This is a genomic window from Methylophilus sp. OH31, assembly GCF_000576615.1.
GTDB lineage: Bacteria > Pseudomonadota > Gammaproteobacteria > Burkholderiales > Methylophilaceae > Methylophilus.
The window spans coordinates 214,907-232,956 of sequence record NZ_BAUS01000001.1; the positions used below are offsets into that span (position 1 = coordinate 214,907).

Here is an 18,050-nt window from a genome sequence, read left to right on the forward strand (position 1 = left end):
AATTGCCTATGACTTCAGCCGCAAAAGTTTATTTAGTCGGCGCCGGACCCGGCGACCCAGACCTCATTACGCTCAAAGCCGTCAAGGCTTTGCAGCAAGCTGAGGTGGTGCTGGTCGATGACCTGGTCAATCCGGCCCTGCTCGCGCATTGCCCGCAGGCACGCATCGTGCCAGTAGGCAAACGCGGCGGCTGCAAGTCTACACCGCAGCACTTTATTAACCGCATGCTGGTCGCCCTGGCCGAGCAAGGACAAGTGGTCGTTCGCCTGAAAGGCGGCGACCCGTTTGTGTTTGGGCGTGGCGGCGAAGAAATGCTGGCATTGCGTGCAGCGAATATTCCTTACGAAATTATCCCAGGCATGACCAGTGGCCTGGGCGCTTGTGCCAGCATGGAAGTACCGGTGACGCACCGTGGTTTCAACCACGGCGTGACCCTGATCACCGGCCATACCCAGGACGGCGAACCGCTGCCCTGGCAAGCGCTGGTAGAAACCAATACCACACTGGTGATTTATATGGGCATGCAGCACTTGCCTGAAATCACCCGTGGCTTAATCAATGCCGGCATGTCCGCCGATATGCCTTGCATGGTGGTAGAGAACGGCACCCGTCATCACCAACGGGCAGTGACTTCGTCATTACAGGCCATTCCCTACCTGGCCCATACCGAAGGCCTGAAAAGCCCGGCGATTATTGTCGTCGGCGAAGTAGTGAAATTAGCAAGAAACAGCCAGCAAGAACAAGACTGGCAAGAAAACGTGCAAACCTGGCTCAGCGTAGCCAATGCAGCATAACTATAAAAGGAGCGATGTTGATGATAAAACAGAAACTGGTGGTCGTTGGTAACGGCATGGCCGGCATGCGGGCAGTGGAAGAACTGCTCAAAATTGCGCCAGACATGTATGACATTACGGTGTTTGGCGATGAGCCCTACCCTAACTATAACCGCATCATGCTGTCGCCGGTGCTGGCCAATGAGCAGACCATTGATGACATTATCCTGAATACACGCGAGTGGTATGCGGAAAATGATATTGCTTTGCACACCAGCGCCCGTATCAACAAGATTGACCGTAAAGCGCGTACGGTCACTGCCGACAATGGCACCACGGTGGCCTATGACCGTTTATTGCTGGCGACAGGCTCCAAGCCATTCATTTTGCCGATTCCTGGCGCGGATCTCGACGGTGTGCTGGGCTACCGCGATATCAAAGACACCAATGATATGATTGCCGCGGCCAAGACGCACAAGCATGCCGTGGTGATCGGTGGTGGCTTGCTGGGACTGGAAGCAGCGAACGGCCTGAAAGTGCAAGGCATGGACGTCACCGTGGTACATAAAAACGAGTGGTTGCTCGAACGTCAGCTGGACAAAGTTTCCGGCAAGATGCTGCAAAAATCGCTAGAAGCGCGCGGCCTCAACTTTTTACTGCAAAAAAATACTGAGCAACTGATAGGCAAAGATGGCCGCGTCGTTGCGGTACGCTTTACAGACGGCCAGGAAATCCCGGCTGATTTGGTGGTGATGGCGGTAGGTATCCGCCCCAACTATGCCCTGGCGGAATCGGCAGGTATCCATTGCAACCGCGGTATTGTCGTTAATGACACCATGCAAACCTATGACCCACGCGTCTATGCAGTGGGTGAATGTGTGAGCCACCGTGGCATTGCCTACGGCCTGGTGGCGCCTTTATTTGAAATGGCCAAAGTGTGCGCCACACATTTGGCCAACTTCGGCATCGGTCTATACAAAGGCTCGGTCACTTCGACAAAACTGAAAGTGACCGGCATTGATTTGTTTTCGGCCGGTGATTTCATGGGCAGTGACGATGCCGAAGAAATTTTGCTGCACGACGCGGTCGGCGGGGTTTACAAAAAACTCGTGATCAAAGATGACACAATCATCGGTGCCGTGCTGTATGGCGATACGACGGATGGGGCCTGGTATTTCCAGCTGCTGCGCGACAGGAAGCCGATACACGAAATTCGTGATCACCTCATGTTCGGGCAGGACAGTCTGGGCAATACCGGCCACCAGGGTCAGGACAAAGTCTCCACCATGACCAACGAAATGGAAGTGTGTGGTTGCAACGGTGTCTGCAAAGGCACCATCGTCAAGGCGATCCAGGAAAAAGGCCTGTTCACCATAGACGATGTGAAGAAACAAACCAAAGCCGGTTCCAGCTGCGGTAGTTGTACCGGTCTGGTCGAACAGATTCTGGCTTCTACGCTGGGCGGTGGCTATGCGCCGCCTTCTACAAGCAAAGCGGTATGCGGATGTACTGACTTTAACCACGAAGAAGTGCGTGATGAAATCCGCAAACATAAATACCTGAGCATCCCGAGTGCCATGAAAGGCATGGGCTGGAAAACCCCTAACGGTTGTGCGACTTGCCGTCCGGCAATGAACTACTACCTGATTTCCACCTGGCCGCATGAAGCCAAGGATGATCCGCAATCTCGTTTCATCAATGAGCGCGTACACGCCAATATCCAGAAAGATGGCACTTACTCGGTGATTCCGCGTATGTATGGCGGCGTGACGTCATCAGACCAGTTACGCAAAATTGCCGATGTCGCTGACAAGTACAAGGTGCCGATGGTGAAGGTCACCGGCGGCCAGCGTATTGACTTGCTCGGCGTGAAAAAAGAAGACCTGACCAATATGTGGGCCGATCTGGATATGCCATCCGGTTACGCTTATGGCAAGTCTATCCGCACGGTGAAAACCTGCGTCGGTTCCGAGTTCTGCCGGTTTGGTACGCAAAACTCTACCCAGCTCGGCATTGATATCGAAAAAGCCTTTGACCATATGTGGGCGCCGCACAAGGTGAAATTCGCCGTGTCTGGTTGTCCGCGTAACTGCGCCGAATCAGGTATCAAGGATGTCGGCGTCATTGGCGTCGACTCCGGCTGGGAAATTTATGTCGGCGGTAACGGCGGCATTAAAACCGAAGTGGCGCATTTCTTGTGCAAGGTCAAAACTGCCGAAGAGGTCATTGAGTACTCGGGAGCGTTTATCCAGATCTACCGCGAAGAAGCGCGTTATCTGGATCGTACCGTGCACTGGATTGAGCGCGTCGGCCTCGACTATGTCAAAAAACGCATCCTGGAAGATGCCGAAGGCCGCACTGCTGCCTACGAGCGCTTGCTGTATGCATTACAAGGGTCCGTCGACCCGTGGGCAGAGCGCGTCAACAAGCGTGATGAACACAAAGAATTCGATACGATTACTGTTTAATTAATATGTGGCGTGCGACAATCGTTAACACACGCCCGGGAGAAACAACATGCAAAAAAGCTTTTGGGAAGTCGGCCATAAACCGACATTATTTTCAGCCTTCTTTTATTTTGACCTGAGCTTTATGGTCTGGGTCATGCTGGGGCCATTGGCGGTGCAAATCGCTGCTGACCTGCAGTTAAACCCGGCACAAAAAGGCCTGATGGTGGCCACACCAGTACTCACCGGCGCTATCCTGCGCATCGTCATGGGCGTATTAGTTGATCAGCTCAAGCCGAAAAAAGCTGGCCTGATTGGCCAGGTGATTGTGATCGCGGCCCTGCTCACCGCCTGGTTGCATGGCATTCACACTTATCAGCAAGCCTTGCTGCTAGGCATGTTCCTCGGCTTTGCCGGGGCCGCCTTTGCCGTGGCCTTGCCATTGGCCTCACGCTGGTATCCGCCAGAGCACCAGGGCACGGCCCTGGGCATTGCCGGTGCCGGTAACTCAGGCACGGCTTTGGCCGCTTTATTTGCGCCTGGCCTCGCCGTGGCATTTGGCTGGAGCAATGTATTTGGCCTGGCACTGATTCCACTACTGCTCGCGCTGGTCGTGTATTCCGTGTTTGCTAAAGATGCACCAGATGCGCCTGCGGCCAAGTCATTGTCACAATACCTGGCGGTGTTAAAAGACAAAGATGCCTGGTGGTTTATGTTTTTCTACAGCGTGACCTTTGGCGGTTTTGTTGGTATGGCTTCTTCACTGACCATTTACTTCCATGACCAGTATGGCCTGGACCCTGTGCACGCCGGTTACTTTACTGCGGCTTGTGTGTTTGCTGGTTCGCTGGTACGCCCATTCGGCGGTTTGCTGGCTGACCGTATCGGTGGCATCCGTTCCTTGAGCACCATGTATGTGTTGGCTGCCATTTTCCTGTTCATTTTAAGCTTTGGCATGCAAACACAAGCGGCTGGCCTGGCGGCAGTGGTGTTGGCCATGGCATCCCTGGGCATGGGCAACGGCGCCGTGTTTCAACTGGTGCCACAGCGTTTCCGTAAGGAAATCGGCGTGATGACTGGTCTGGTTGGCATGGCTGGCGGGGTGGGTGGTTTTTACCTGGCGTCCAGCCTGGGGTATTCTAAACAGATCACTGGCAGCTACCAGATTGGCCTGACCATTTTTGCAGGCCTGGCGATTGTGGCACTGGTTGGACTCTCTAGCGTGAAAAACCGCTGGCGTACGACCTGGGGTGCCGCCACCGTCACCAGTGCAAAAATTTAAACGTATTTGCGCAACCATCCACGGATACCAAGATGAAATTGAACTTCAGTGTAGGCGAAAGCAGTGTCACCGGGCCCAGACCTCGTAATGAGGACTATATTGGCCTGGTCACCCCTGCCGACGCCCAACTGGGGATCAAAGGCGCCTTGCTGGCCGTGGCGGATGGCATCAGTGGTGGCGCCGGTGGCGCTGAAGCGGCTGAAATGACGGTGCGCACACTGTCGGCTGACTACTATGCCACGCCTGACACCTGGACCATACAGCATGCACTGGACAAGGTGATTCAGGCCGCCAATCGCTGGGTGCTGTCACAGGCGCGCAAGCATAGCCAGATGGCAGGCATGGCAACGACCTTATCGTTACTGGTATTGCGCGGGCAACGCTATGTGCTGGCGCATGTCGGTGATACACGTATCTACCGCTTGCGAGAGCAATCGCTGCAATGCCTGACCACTGACCATGTCTGGGACAGACCAGACATGCGCCACGTGCTCAAGCGTGCAGTGGGGCTGGATGATCAGCTCAGCGTCGATTACGCCGAAGGCTTGCTGCAAACCGGTGATGTCTATGCCATTGTCAGTGATGGCGTGTGGGCCGCCCTCGGCGATGCCGATATACACAAAGTGTTGATGCTGTATCACACACCACAACTGATGGCAGAACACCTGACCAGCCAGGCGCTGGAACAAGGCGGGCAGGACAATGCTTCTGCCGTGGTGGTGCGCATTGACCAGGTCGGCCAGGATCACCTGACCGATATGCTGGCCGATGCCCTGAGCCTGCCCGTGCCGCGCAAGTTGGCGATTGGCGACCAGCTGAATGGCTTTACCATCACGCAAATCATCCATGATTCGCGCGTCAGCCTGCTGTACCAGGTCAAAAATGCGGCAGGCCAACTGTTTGTGCTAAAAACACTGCAACCAGCCAGGGCAGACGATAAAACCAGCTGTGAAGCCCTGCTCAACGAAGAATGGCTGGCCAAACGCGTAGTATCACAATGCGTGCCGCAAATCCTGCCACTGACACGCGAACAACGCAGTGCGCTGTATTACGTCATGACCTGGCATGAAGGCGCGACACTGCAGCAACGCCTTGAGGCCGGGCACCACTTCACCATGAATGGCGTTGCCAATATCGGCCAGGATTTATTACGCGGCCTGAGCATGCTGCACCGTTTGAATATCGTGCACCGCGATATCAAACCAGCCAATATTCATATTGGTAGTGACAAGCGCCTGCGCATCCTCGACCTGGGGGTGGCACTGAGCAGCACGTTACCAATGCCCGAGCAAATGGAGAATCCCGGCACACCAAGTTTTATGTCGCCTGAACTGTTTGATGGCAAAGTCGCTGACCGCCAGGCAGATATTTATGCCGCTGGTGTCACGTTGTATCACTTGCTGACCCGCAAATATCCTTATGGCGAGATCGAGCCATTCCAGTCACCACGTTTTGGCGAGCCTATCCGCCCTAGCCGCTACCGCCCGGAGATCCCGGCCTGGCTGGAAAACATTATTCTCAAGGCTATTGCCAGAAAACCGGCTGACCGCTTTGAGACGGCGGAAGAAATGCTACTGGCGCTGGAACATGGCGAACTGAAACCGATTGTCATCCCGCGCACGCCGCTGATCGCCCGTGCACGCCTGGTCAAATGGCAATGGCTGGCCGTGATTTCACTGTGTATTAACCTGTTATTGATTTATTTGTTACTGGTCTCTTAAGCTTTTGCGCTGTGAAAACCAGACTCCAATTGGAAAAGAGGAAATAATGAGTTGGACAAAAATTTGCCCGGTTAACGACATTCCTGCCCTGGGTGCACGCGTTGTGCGCCATGGCGAAGTGGATATTGGTGTGTTCCGCACTGAAGATGACCGCGTGTTTGCGCTGAATAACAGCTGCCCACACAAGGGCGGCCCGTTGTCGCAAGGCATCGTCTATGGTGACAAAGTCGCCTGCCCATTACATAGCTGGAAAATCAGCCTGGTCGATGGCAAGGCAGAAGAGCCTGATGTCGGCCACACCGCCTGCTATGCAGTGAAAGTAGAAGACGGCGACGTCTATCTGCAATTGAGTAAGTAGTTTTTAGTAGCACAGGCAATTTATGACGCAACAGCAACAACTCCAGAACACACACAGCACGTTGACCGCGGAGCCAGTACAGTTTTATCCGCAACGGCGTGAAACACGCAGCACTTGCTGCTATTGCGGGGTGGGTTGTGGCGTCATTATTACCACGGAAGGCAAACAGATTGTCGACGTCAAAGGCGACCCCGAGCATCCGGCCAACTTTGGCCGCTTGTGTACCAAAGGCTCCACGCTACACCTGACGACCAAACTGGATGCACGTGCCTTGTATCCGGAAATGCGTTTGTCTCGCGATGACGCCAGAGAAAAAGTAAGCTGGGATAGCGCACTTGATCACGTGGTCGACCGCTTTGCTGACATCATACAAACGCACGGCCCGGATGCGGTGGCGTTTTATATCTCCGGCCAGTTACTCACCGAAGATTATTATGTGTTCAACAAGCTGGCCAAAGGCCTGATAGGCACTAACAACGTCGATACCAACTCGCGCCTGTGTATGAGTTCAGCCGTCGCCGGTTACAAAGTCACGCTGGGCGCCGATGCGCCACCAGCCTGTTATGAAGATATCGACCATACACAGTGCCTGTTTATTGCTGGCTCCAACACGGCGTTTGCGCACCCGATTGTGTTCCGCCGCATTGAAGATGCCAAGGCGAATAACCCGGACATGAAAATTGTCGTGGTGGACCCACGCCGCACCGATACTGCCCAACTGGCAGACTTGCACCTGGCGATTTTGCCCGGCACCGACGTTGCATTATTCAACGGCCTGCTGCATGTCATGCTGTGGGAAGGCTTGCTGGATATGCAATATATCCGCGACCATACCGAAGGTTTTGAAGCGCTGAAGGAAACCGTACGCGAATACACGCCAAAAATGGTGGCAGATATTTGCGGCATCAGCGAAAAAGATATTATCCAGGCCGCCAAATGGTTTGGCGCTGGCCCTACCCTGTCCATGTACTGCATGGGGCTCAACCAGTCCATCCACGGTACAGAAAAAAATGCCGCCCTGATTAACCTGCACCTGGCCACTGGCCAGATCGGCAAACCAGGCGCTGGCCCGTTCTCACTTACCGGCCAGCCCAATGCCATGGGTGGCCGCGAAGTGGGCGGCATGGCTAATTTATTGTCTGGTCACCGTGATCTGGGCAATGCCGAACATCGTGCAGAAGTTGCCCGTTTATGGGGCGTGCCTGAGGTGCCAGCGACCCCGGGCAAAACTGCCGTAGAGATGTTCGACGCGGTGAAAAATGGTGAAATCAAAGCAATCTGGATTGCCTGCACCAACCCGGCCCACTCCATGCCAGATTTGAATAATGTGCTGGCTGCACTGCAAAACGCCGAGCTGGTGGTATTGCAAGATGCATTTAACAACACCGACAGCAACCAGTACGCCGATGTGTTTTTACCTGCCACCACCTGGGGTGAAAAAGAAGGCACCGTGACCAACTCCGAGCGCCGCATTACGCGTGTGCGCCCTGCTGCACCCAAACCGGGCGAAGCGCGGCATGACTGGGAAGCTGTGGTCGACTTTGCCCAGCGTCTAGAGCAAAAGCTAGGCAAAACCCAGGCGCTGTTTAACTACCCGGATACCGAAACCATTTTTAACGAGCACCGTGAAAGCACACGTGGCCGTGACCTCGACATTACCGGCCTGAGCTACAGCATCCTGGAAACGCAAGGTCCGCAACAATGGCCGTTTAAATCTGGCGCCACCCAGGGCGAAGCGCGTTTATATACCGACGGCGTATTCCAGAAACCTGACGGTAAGGCGCATTTTATGAGTGCCGTCTACAAAGGCACCGCAGACAAGCCGGATGCGCGCCATCCTTTCCATCTGTTGACTGGCCGCCTGCGTGACCAGTGGCATGGCATGAGCCGCACCGGCATCGTGCCGCAACTGTTTAACCATGAAGAGCAGCCTGTGATCTGGATGCATGCAGACGATATGCAGCGCCGCGCATTCAAGCATGGCGATATCGTTAAAGTCAGCAACAAGCGTGGCAGCCTGGTGGTACGTGTGCAGGCTTCTGACGAAGTGCAACCGGCGCAGATTTTTATGCCCATGCACTGGAGCAGCCAGTTTATGCACGGTCTGGGCGTCAATGCGTTGATGCCGCCCGCTGTTGATAAATTTTCCAAGCAGCCAGAGCTCAAGCACACTGCAGTCAAAATTGAGAAGCTGGACCTGCCCTGGCAAATGGTGGTGATGCGCAATTGCGACGATGCGCAGCTCATCAGCAAAGTACGCAAGCTGCTGAAGTCGTTTGACTACGCCAGTTGCGGTCTATATGGCCGCGATGCCGGTATGGTCATGTTGCGCGCCTCACACCATGCCGCGCCAGACGCGGCACTGATTGCCCAACTGGACACCCTGCTGGATATGGCAGAAGATGCGCCCATGCTGACTTATAACGATGCCAAACGTGGCATTAGCAAACATATATTAGTGCAGCATAACCAGGTCACTGGCGTGCGACTGATTGGGGAAACACTGGCCGCGGATTGGCTGCGTGAAGTCATGAGCCAGGGCACCCTGACAGACGAACTGCGACGCTGGGCCCTGGCGCCACTCAGTGCACCGCCTGCCGGCCAGCATAGCCGCGGCAAAATCATCTGCAACTGCCTGGATGTATCGGAAAACGAAATCATGGAAACGCTGGAAATGGGTGCAGATCTGCCCACCTTGCAGAATAAACTCAAATGCGGGACCAGTTGTGGTTCATGCGTGCCGGAGCTTAAACGCCTGGTTAAATTGCATGGCAAAGTACACGCCTGATAAGGAAACGATGTCATCACACAGTCGAAATTGATCTAGATCGCCCCTTGAGATCGATTCTGGTGCAATCCCCCTGATATGCATCATTATCGTGCATCATACTTATTTCACCCCACTGCCTTGATCTCTACTGAATGCATAAAACGCACACCAGGAAAGATATAAACCGCTATATAACAATCACTTAAAGCATTTCAATCGCTTGCAGTGACACCTCCCCTGCCTCTTGGCATGCCAATTGCTTATTTGGCAATAAATCTCGTTTATTAACGATGAGTATTTGCAATAAGGGCATTTTCTCAGTCAGGAAATCCCTTTATGGACAACGGCGTCCATAGCTTATTTAAATGCTGCCAAAGGTGGTCGCTAGATAAGCTGTGGGCGCCTTTTTTCGTTTTTAAGTTTAGTAAATCGCAACGCATGCCTATGGAAAAACAACTGCCATCGTCATGCTTGCATCTGATGGGGAACACACGATGAATCAACTTACCCGCGTAGTAGTTGTCGGCAACGGCATGGTGGGACATTATTTTATGCAGGAACTGGTGAAACGCCACCCGGATCTGGCAGCCGCCAACCTGCAAGTCACCGTATTAGGCGAAGAACCACGCCCGGCTTATGATCGTGTGCACCTGTCCAGTTTTTTCTCGGGCAGCACCGCTGAAGATTTATCATTAGTCGAACCTGGCTTTTATGACCGCCCAGGCCTGGAACTGCGCCTGAACGCGCGCGTCAGCCAGATTGACCGCCACCAGCATACCATCACGCTAAGCGATAACACGGTCCTGTCATATGACAAGCTGGTATTGGCAACTGGCTCTTTCCCATTCGTGCCGTCTGTCGCTGGCCGTGATCGCGAAAACTGCTTTGTTTACCGCACCATTGAAGACCTGGAGGCCATGACGGCCGCAGGTAAATCCGCCAAGAGTGGCGTAGTGGTCGGCGGCGGCCTGCTCGGCCTGGAATGCGCCAAAGCTTTGCGCGACATGGGCCTGGACACCCACGTAGTGGAATTCGCGCCGCGCCTGATGGCAGTGCAAGTGGACGAGGCTGGCGGCAAAGTGCTGCGCAGCAAGATTGAAGAACTCGGTGTGCACGTACATACCAGCCGCAATACCACCGCGATCGTGGATGGTGCGACAGCGCGTCATCGCATGGTGTTCTTTGATGAAACCTGGCTGGAAACCGACATGATCGTCTTTTCCGCCGGTATCCGTCCGCGCGACGAACTGGCACGCGACTCCGGGCTGGCCATAGGTGCGCGTGGCGGTATCGCCATCGACGACTTCTCCCGCTCCAGCGACCACGATATTTACGCGATCGGCGAATGTGCCAGCTGGAACGATGAAATGTACGGCCTGGTGGCACCAGGCTACGACATGGCCCGCACGGCTTGCGCACATTTGTCAGGTGAAACGACATCCACCTTCCAGGGCGCGGACATGAGCACCAAACTCAAGCTGATGGGCGTCGATGTGGCCAGCGTCGGTGATGCGCATGGCAAAACGCATGGTTGCCGCAGCTACCAGTACACCGATGAAGTGCGCAATATCTACAAAAAAATTGTCGTCAGCGAAGATGGTAAAAAACTGCTGGGGGCGGTGCTGATTGGCAATGCCGATGAATACGGCACGCTGCAACAGATGACGGTCAATGCCATGGCTTTGCCGGAAAACCCGGAATTCCTGATTTTGCCTGCCAGTGATGGCAAAGAAAAACCTGGCCTGGGCGTAGATGCGCTGCCAGACAGCGCGGTGCTGTGCTCTTGCAACAACGTCAGCAAAGGCGCCATCGGTGAAGCCGTGGCCGCGGGTGCTTGCAGCATAGGCGAAATCAAGTCTTGCACCAAAGCGGGCACTGCTTGCGGCGGTTGCGTGCCTTTGGTGACACAAGTGATGAAAGCGCAGATGGTCAAGCTGGGCATGACTGTCAACAATCACCTGTGCGAACACTTCCCCTACTCACGCCAAGAGTTGTACCACCTGGTGCGCGTGGAGCAAATCAAAACCTTCGGCGAACTGTTGCACAAGCATGGTAAAGGCATGGGTTGTGATATCTGCAAACCGACCGCGGCCAGCATCCTCGCCTCTTGCTGGAACGATTTTATCCTGAAGAAAGACCTGGCTTCGCTGCAAGATTCGAACGACTACTTCCTGGGCAATATCCAGAAAGATGGCAGCTACTCCGTCGTGCCACGTATGCCGGGCGGTGAAGTCACCCCTGATGGCCTGATCGCCATCGGCCAGATTGCCAAAAAATACAACTTGTATACCAAGGTCACCGGCGGTGCCCGTGTCGATATGTTCGGCGCCCGCGTCGAACAATTACCGAATATCTGGGAAGAGTTGATCGCTGCTGGTTTCGAGTCCGGTCATGCTTATGGTAAATCATTACGTACCGTGAAAAGTTGCGTTGGCTCGACCTGGTGCCGTTATGGCGTGGACGACAGCGTCGGCCTGGCCGTACAACTGGAGAACCGCTACAAAGGCCTGCGCGCACCGCACAAAATCAAGTTCGGTGTTTCGGGTTGTACGCGTGAGTGCGCCGAAGCCCAAGGCAAAGATGTGGGTTTAATCGCCACAGAAAATGGCTGGAACCTGTATGTATGCGGTAACGGTGGCATGAAGCCACGTCACGCTGAACTGATCGCCAGCGACCTCAGTAAAGAAGAAGCCATCCGCATGATAGACCGCTTCCTGATGTTCTATATCCGCACTGCTGATCGCCTGCAACGCACCAGCACCTGGCGCGACAACCTGGAAGGTGGCCTGGACTACCTCAGAGACGTGGTGATCAATGACTCCTTGGGCCTGGGCGCCGAGCTGGAAGCGCAAATGCAACACGTGGTAGATAACTACCAGGACGAATGGAAAACCGCCGTCAACGATCCTGAAGTGCGCAAACGCTTCCGCAGTTTTGTGAACAGCGTGGCTGGCGACAACAACATTGTCTTCGTCAAGGAACGCGAGCAGATGCGCCCGGCGACGGTAGAAGAAAAGCAACAAGCGAAGGTGATTCCCATCCTCGCGACCACAGAGTAATCAACGGAGTACCCCATGAGTCAATTACAACAAGCAGCGTCATTGGATGATGCAATCAATCAAATCCCTGACAATGCAGGCGCGTGGCACCCGGTGTGTGCACTGGAAGACATCTGGCCCAATATGGGCGTATGTGCCTTGGTCGAGGGTCGACAGATCGCGATTTTCCGCCTGCAGGATAACCTGCTGTACGCCATCGACAATCACGACCCGCACAGCGACGCCAACGTGCTATCACGCGGCATCGTCGGTGACTTAGGCGGCGAGCGTGTCGTCGCCTCACCGATCTACAAACATCATTACCAGTTGCGTACCGGTGTCTGCGTCGAAGATGACAGTGTGCGCTTGAATACCTATGCGGTGGAACTGCGTGACGGCGCAGTCTGGGTGCAGGTCTAGCTTGCCTCGGGATTCGGCACGATGGTCACACAGGTAAAATCAGTCTGTCCCTATTGCGGTGTCGGTTGCGGCATTGTCATGGAGGTAGAGGAGCACGGCGAAACCCAGACCCGGCGCATCATCAAGGTCTACGGTGACAAGCAGCACCCGACCAATTTTGGCCGCCTGTGCACCAAAGGCAATACCTGCATTCAGGCCATTGCCGATTCTGGTCGGCTGGACTATGCCTATGTACGCCCGGCGCGTGGACAGGAATCCGTGCGAACAGGCATGGACGAGGCCATCAAGGAAACCGCACGCCGCCTGCGTGCCATTCTCGACGAACACGGCCCGGATGCGATTGCCTTGTATGTCTCCGGCCAGATGTCGATTGAGTCGCAATACCTCGCCAACAAACTGGTAAAGGGTTATCTCGGTAGCAACAACATTGAGTCTAACTCGCGCCTGTGTATGGCCAGCGCAGGTAGTGGCTATAAATTATCGCTGGGCGCAGATGGCCCGCCAGGCTCCTACCAGGACTTCGACCAGACGGACTTGTTCTTTGTCATTGGCGCCAATATGGCCGATTGCCACCCGATTTTATTCCTGCGCATGATGGATAGAGTCAAAGCCGGTGCCAAATTGGTCGTGGTTGATCCGCGCCGCAACACTACCGCAGATAAAGCAAATTTGTTTATGCAGATCAAGCCCGGCACTGATCTCGCTTTACTCAATGGTTTATTGCACTTGCTGGTCAAAAACGGCCACACCGATACCGCGTTTATTGCCGAATTTACCGAAGGCTGGGAGGTCATGCCCGACTTCCTCGAAGCCTATTCGCCAGAAAAAGTGGCCGAAATCACAGGCATTAATGAACACGCCATCCGCCAGGCGGCTGAGTGGATAGGTAGCAGCAAAAACTGGATCAGTTGCTGGACCATGGGCCTCAACCAAAGCACCCATGGCACCTGGAACACCAATGCCATATGTAACCTGCACCTGGCGACCGGCGCGATTTGTCGCCCAGGCAGCGGCCCGTTCTCACTGACCGGCCAACCGAATGCCATGGGTGGCCGTGAAATGGGCTATATGGGCCCAGGGCTACCAGGCCAGCGCTCAGTCTTGGTCGAGCAGGATAGACAATTCATCGAACAGCTGTGGAAAGTGCCGGAAGGCACGCTGCATACACGCCTGGGTGGCGGTACCGTCGCCATGTTTGAGCAAATGATGGCCGGCGACATCAAAGCCTGCTGGGTGATTTGTACCAACCCGGTCGCCAGCATGGCCAACCGCAAAAACGTCATCGCCGGACTGGAAAAGGCCGAGCTGGTGATTGCTCAGGATGCGTTCCTCGATACTGAAACCAATCGCTATGCCGATATTTTGCTGCCGGGTGCCTTGTGGGCCGAAGCAGAAGGCGTGATGATTAACTCAGAACGCAATATGACGCTGATGCAGCATGCGGTGAACCCGCCGGGTGAAGCCATGGCAGACTGGCAGATCATTGCCAAAGTGGCTTGCGAAATGGGCTTTAGTGAAGGCTTCAGCTACCAGTCAGCCGCTGAAGTATTTGCGGAAATCACCCAGGCCTCTAACCTGAAAACCGGTTATGACATCCGCGGTGTCAGTCATGAAAAATTACGCCAGCAATCCCTGCAATGGCCATGCGCACCAGACAGCATAGAAGATCGCCATCCGATTCGCTATCTTAATAATGGCATCAGCCAGAAACTGACCATCCGTGAAGATGGTAGCCAGCCGCGTATTGCCTTTGCAACTGCCAGTGGCAAAGGCGTGTTTTTTGCCCGTCCGCACATGGATCCGGCAGAGTTACCCGATCCGGACTATCCATTTGTGCTGAACACCGGTCGCCTGCAGCACCAATGGCACACCATGACCAAAACCGGCAAGATTCCTACCTTAAACAAACTCAACCCGGGCCCGTTTGTAGAGCTGCATCCAGAAGATGCAGCCGCACTGGGCATACAAGATAAAGACTCAGTCGAAATTCGCTCGCGGCGTGGCCGCGCAGTATTACCTGCAGTGGTGACGGATCGCGTGCGTGCTGGCAACTGCTTTGCGCCTTTTCACTGGAACGATGTATTTGGCGACGACCTGACGATTAATGCCGTCACCAGTGATGCGATAGACGCCATCTCACAACAACCCGAATTCAAATTCTGCGCCGTGGCGATGACACGCGTCACCGCGACCCAGCCGCCTGCGGAAGAAGATGTGCTCATCACAATCACCGACGCAGCTGACTCGGTCAAGAATCACAAGGAACTTCCTATGAAAGATATCGATGCTTTAGCCAGGTTGCTGGGGCTTGATAAGCAAGCGGACATTATTCTGGATGCGCACGAACAACTCTACTTGCAAGGCTTTATCACCGGCTTGCGTACCGAAGAGTCGCGCCAGCTGGGTGGCGTGCCCACGCTGCCAGAAGGCGCCCCGCTGGCGCCGGCCAAACATGTGCTGATTAACGGCATCCTGGCTGGGCTGTTTGCACGTAGCTGGCTGCCTGACAACAGCAACGTGCCTGCAGGCCTGCTGGATTTTTCGACCACACCAGCCACCCCACCAGTGATGATTCTGTGGGCCTCACAAACCGGTAATGCTGAAGGCTTTGCCGAAAAATGTGCTGAGCGTATCAACGCCAGCGGGCTGCAAGCCACAGTAAAACAACTGGACAGCATAACGGTGGCAGACCTGGCCACGAGCAGCCAGGTGCTCCTGCTCACCAGTACATTTGGCGATGGTGACCCGCCTGATAACGGCAGTCATTTCTGGAACGCCCTCCAGGCGGATACCGCACCCAAGCTGGAAAAAACCCGTTTTTCCGTGCTGGCATTCGGTGACTCCAATTATGACCAGTTCTGTGGCTTTGGCCGCAAGCTTGATGCACGCCTGGAAGCCTTGGGCGCGCAGCGCCTGACGCCACGTGTGGATTGTGAGCCGGACTTTGAGCAAGCTGCCAACGAGTGGCTGGGCAAAGTGGTTTCCGCTTTGGCTAATCATGCCGCCAGCGTGACACAACCCGCCATGGCACTGGCAGGCGATAGCGATGAAGCACTTGCAGAAACGGCAGTGGCAACATCCTCAGGCTATACGCGCCAGCAGCCGCTGCAAGCCCCATTGATCATCAATCAGCGACTGAATGCCGAAGGTGCAGAGAAAGAGATCCGCCAGTTTGGTTTTGACCTCAGCAATAGCGGATTCAGCTACGAAGCAGGGGATGCGCTCGGCGTCTGGCCGACCAACTGCCCGGAACTGGTGGGCGATATGCTGAGTGCACTCAAACTGTCACCCTCTACCATGGTGACCGTGAAAGATCATGGCGAAGTGGCGTTGGTAGATGCCCTCTCACACCACTATGAGATTGCCCGCATCACCCCTGACATGCTCAAGTTTGTGCAAGATCGCAGTCACAGTGCCGCACTGGCAGCACTAATGGCCGATGACAAAGCACTCAAAGACTGGCTGTGGGGTAAACAGATCATAGACTTGCTGCTGGCGTATCCGATCAAAGTCGAGGCGGGCGAATGGCTCAGCGTCCTAAAACGCCTGCAACCACGCCTTTACTCTATTTCTTCCAGTCCAAAAACCTACCCCAACCAGGTACACCTGACGGTTTCTACCGTGCGTTACGGTAAAGATAAGGCGCGTGGCGGGGTGTGTTCAACCTTTATGGCCGACCGCGCTGGCGAAATCAGCGTACCTATATTTCTACAACGCTCTACCCACTTCCGCCCGCCAAAAAATCCGGATGCGCCGTTGATTATGGTCGGTCCAGGCACCGGCATTGCACCATTTATCGCTTTTTTACAGGAACGCCAGGCCACTGGCGCGCAAGGTAAAAACTGGCTGTTCTTTGGTGAACAGCACGCCGCTTCAGATTTTTACTATCGTGAAGAACTGACAGCCTTACAAGAGGCCAAAGTCTTGCATCGTTTAGATACGGCCTTCTCGAGAGACCAGTCAGAAAAGATCTACGTGCAACAGCGCATGCTGGAACAAGGCGAAATGTTATGGCAATGGCTGCAAGCAGGCGCGCATTTCTGCGTCTGTGGCGATGCCAGCCGCATGGCAAAAGATGTCGATGCCGCCTTGAAAACCATTGTCCAGACCCATGGCAAGATGAGTGCCGAAGCGGCTGCAGACTACGTATCAAAGATGGCACAGGACAAACGCTATGTGCGGGATGTGTATTAAACGCCCCGCTTACAGGACTGCGCCAACGCAGTATTGCCATGTATAAAAGACTATCGGCCGACTAGTTTTTGCAAATGCTCAGGATAGCGCTCGCCTTTAAACTGCATGGCAGACACCACTTCATTGATTCTTTGCAGTTCATCGCCACTCAACTCGACATCGACTGAACCAATATTCTCATTCAGTCGATGCGCTTTAGTGGTGCCGGGAATCGGCACTATCCAGGGCTTTTGCGCCAATAACCAGGCCAGGGCAATCTGCGCAGGGGTGACATTTTTCAATTCCGCCAGATAAGACAGCAACTCAACCACCAAAATATTAGCTTTGCGATTTTCCTTTGAGAATCGCGGCACCACATTGCGGAAATCACCCTCGCTAAACTGGGTACGTTCATTAATTTTGCCGGTGAGAAATCCTTTCCCCAACGGACTAAAAGGCACAAAACCAATTCCCAGTTCCTCCAGGGTCGGCATAATCTCCTTTTCCGGTTCGCGCCAGAATAAGGAGTACTCACTCTGCAAGGCAGCAACCGGCTGCACGGCATGCGCCCGACGTATGGTATTCACGCCCGCCTCAGACAAGCCAAAATGTTTCACTTTACCTTGCTGAATCAAGTCTTTGACCGCACCAGCCACCTCTTCAATCGGCACCGTGTCATCCACCCGATGCTGATAAAACAAATCAATCGCATCGATCTTGAGACGTCTTAAAGAGGCTTCGGCCACTTTCCTGATGGTTTCCGGGCGGCTATCCAATCCCACTTGTTTGCCATCTTCAATTTTGAAACCAAATTTGGTGGCGATGACTACCTCATTTTTAAATGGCGCCAGCGCCTCGCCAAGCAGTTCTTCATTGTCAAAAGGGCCATATACCTCGGCGGTATCAAAAAAGTTAAAGCCTTTTCTGTAAGCGGCCCGGATCAACGCAATGCCGTCTTTTTTATCGACAGCGGCGCCGTATCCAAAACTAAGGCCCATACAACCCAAACCTAGCGCGGAGACTTCCAGGCCATTATTTCCTAATGTGCGTGTTTGCATATTGTGCCTT

The 18,050-nt window shown here is 54.4% G+C and carries 10 protein-coding genes; 9 read left to right on the top strand and 1 reads right to left on the bottom strand.

The genetic code is table 11. From position 1 onward, the window contains the following. Positions 1 to 8: 8 nt before the first annotated feature. From cobA to OH31_RS00935, 9 genes are all read left to right on the top strand, one after another. Positions 9 to 794 carry a uroporphyrinogen-III C-methyltransferase gene (gene cobA, locus OH31_RS00895; RefSeq protein WP_019882911.1) on the top strand — a complete coding sequence of 262 codons (786 nt, stop codon included), beginning with the start codon at positions 9 to 11 and terminating at the stop codon, positions 792 to 794. A gap of 20 nt (positions 795 to 814) precedes the next feature. Continuing rightward, positions 815 to 3,241, top strand: coding sequence for a nitrite reductase large subunit NirB (nirB, locus tag OH31_RS00900; RefSeq protein ID WP_024929252.1), 2,427 nt, complete (start codon positions 815 to 817; stop codon positions 3,239 to 3,241). Positions 3,242 to 3,290: 49 nt separating this feature from the next. After that, positions 3,291 to 4,502, top strand: a complete 1,212-nt coding sequence (locus OH31_RS00905; protein ID WP_024929253.1) for a NarK/NasA family nitrate transporter — start codon at positions 3,291 to 3,293, stop codon at positions 4,500 to 4,502. A gap of 32 nt (positions 4,503 to 4,534) precedes the next feature. Beyond that, positions 4,535 to 6,223 carry a bifunctional protein-serine/threonine kinase/phosphatase gene (locus OH31_RS00910; protein WP_024929254.1) on the top strand — a complete coding sequence of 563 codons (1,689 nt, stop codon included), beginning with the start codon at positions 4,535 to 4,537 and terminating at the stop codon, positions 6,221 to 6,223. 46 nt (positions 6,224 to 6,269) lie between these two features. After that, the gene (gene nirD, locus OH31_RS00915; protein WP_036298458.1) at positions 6,270 to 6,581 is read left to right on the top strand and encodes a nitrite reductase small subunit NirD; all 312 of its coding nucleotides are present in this window, start codon (positions 6,270 to 6,272) and stop codon (positions 6,579 to 6,581) included. Between the two features lie 22 nt (positions 6,582 to 6,603). Continuing rightward, entirely contained in the window at positions 6,604 to 9,369 is a 2,766-nt protein-coding gene (locus OH31_RS00920; protein WP_024929256.1) for a nitrate reductase, read from the top strand. A 476-nt stretch (positions 9,370 to 9,845) separates the two neighbouring features. Next, positions 9,846 to 12,410 (top strand): nitrite reductase large subunit NirB, encoded by a 2,565-nt coding sequence (nirB, locus tag OH31_RS00925; RefSeq protein ID WP_024929257.1) that lies wholly within the window; start codon positions 9,846 to 9,848, stop codon positions 12,408 to 12,410. 15 nt (positions 12,411 to 12,425) lie between these two features. Next, positions 12,426 to 12,809 (top strand): nitrite reductase small subunit NirD, encoded by a 384-nt coding sequence (nirD, locus tag OH31_RS00930; RefSeq protein ID WP_024929258.1) that lies wholly within the window; start codon positions 12,426 to 12,428, stop codon positions 12,807 to 12,809. Between the two features lie 21 nt (positions 12,810 to 12,830). Beyond that, a complete protein-coding gene (locus tag OH31_RS00935) occupies positions 12,831 to 17,003 on the top strand; it encodes a bifunctional nitrate reductase/sulfite reductase flavoprotein subunit alpha (RefSeq protein ID WP_024929259.1) in 4,173 nt (1,390 codons plus the stop codon). Between the two features lie 50 nt (positions 17,004 to 17,053). On the opposite strand, the gene OH31_RS00940 is transcribed toward OH31_RS00935, so the two are convergent. After that, positions 17,054 to 18,040 (bottom strand): aldo/keto reductase, encoded by a 987-nt coding sequence (locus OH31_RS00940; protein WP_024929260.1) that lies wholly within the window; start codon positions 18,038 to 18,040, stop codon positions 17,054 to 17,056. Positions 18,041 to 18,050: the final 10 nt, after the last annotated feature.

What these genes read in the sequence shown, in the direction of transcription:
- cobA (WP_019882911.1), top strand. Translation starts at nt 9, where the DNA reads ATGACTTCAGCCGCAAAAGTTTATTTAGTCGGCGCCGGACCCGGCGAC.
- nirB (WP_024929252.1), top strand. Translation starts at nt 815, where the DNA reads ATGATAAAACAGAAACTGGTGGTCGTTGGTAACGGCATGGCCGGCATG.
- OH31_RS00905 (WP_024929253.1), top strand. Translation starts at nt 3,291, where the DNA reads ATGCAAAAAAGCTTTTGGGAAGTCGGCCATAAACCGACATTATTTTCA.
- OH31_RS00910 (WP_024929254.1), top strand. Translation starts at nt 4,535, where the DNA reads ATGAAATTGAACTTCAGTGTAGGCGAAAGCAGTGTCACCGGGCCCAGA.
- nirD (WP_036298458.1), top strand. Translation starts at nt 6,270, where the DNA reads ATGAGTTGGACAAAAATTTGCCCGGTTAACGACATTCCTGCCCTGGGT.
- OH31_RS00920 (WP_024929256.1), top strand. Translation starts at nt 6,604, where the DNA reads ATGACGCAACAGCAACAACTCCAGAACACACACAGCACGTTGACCGCG.
- nirB (WP_024929257.1), top strand. Translation starts at nt 9,846, where the DNA reads ATGAATCAACTTACCCGCGTAGTAGTTGTCGGCAACGGCATGGTGGGA.
- nirD (WP_024929258.1), top strand. Translation starts at nt 12,426, where the DNA reads ATGAGTCAATTACAACAAGCAGCGTCATTGGATGATGCAATCAATCAA.
- OH31_RS00935 (WP_024929259.1), top strand. Translation starts at nt 12,831, where the DNA reads ATGGTCACACAGGTAAAATCAGTCTGTCCCTATTGCGGTGTCGGTTGC.
- OH31_RS00940 (WP_024929260.1), bottom strand. Translation starts at nt 18,040, where the DNA reads ATGCAAACACGCACATTAGGAAATAATGGCCTGGAAGTCTCCGCGCTA.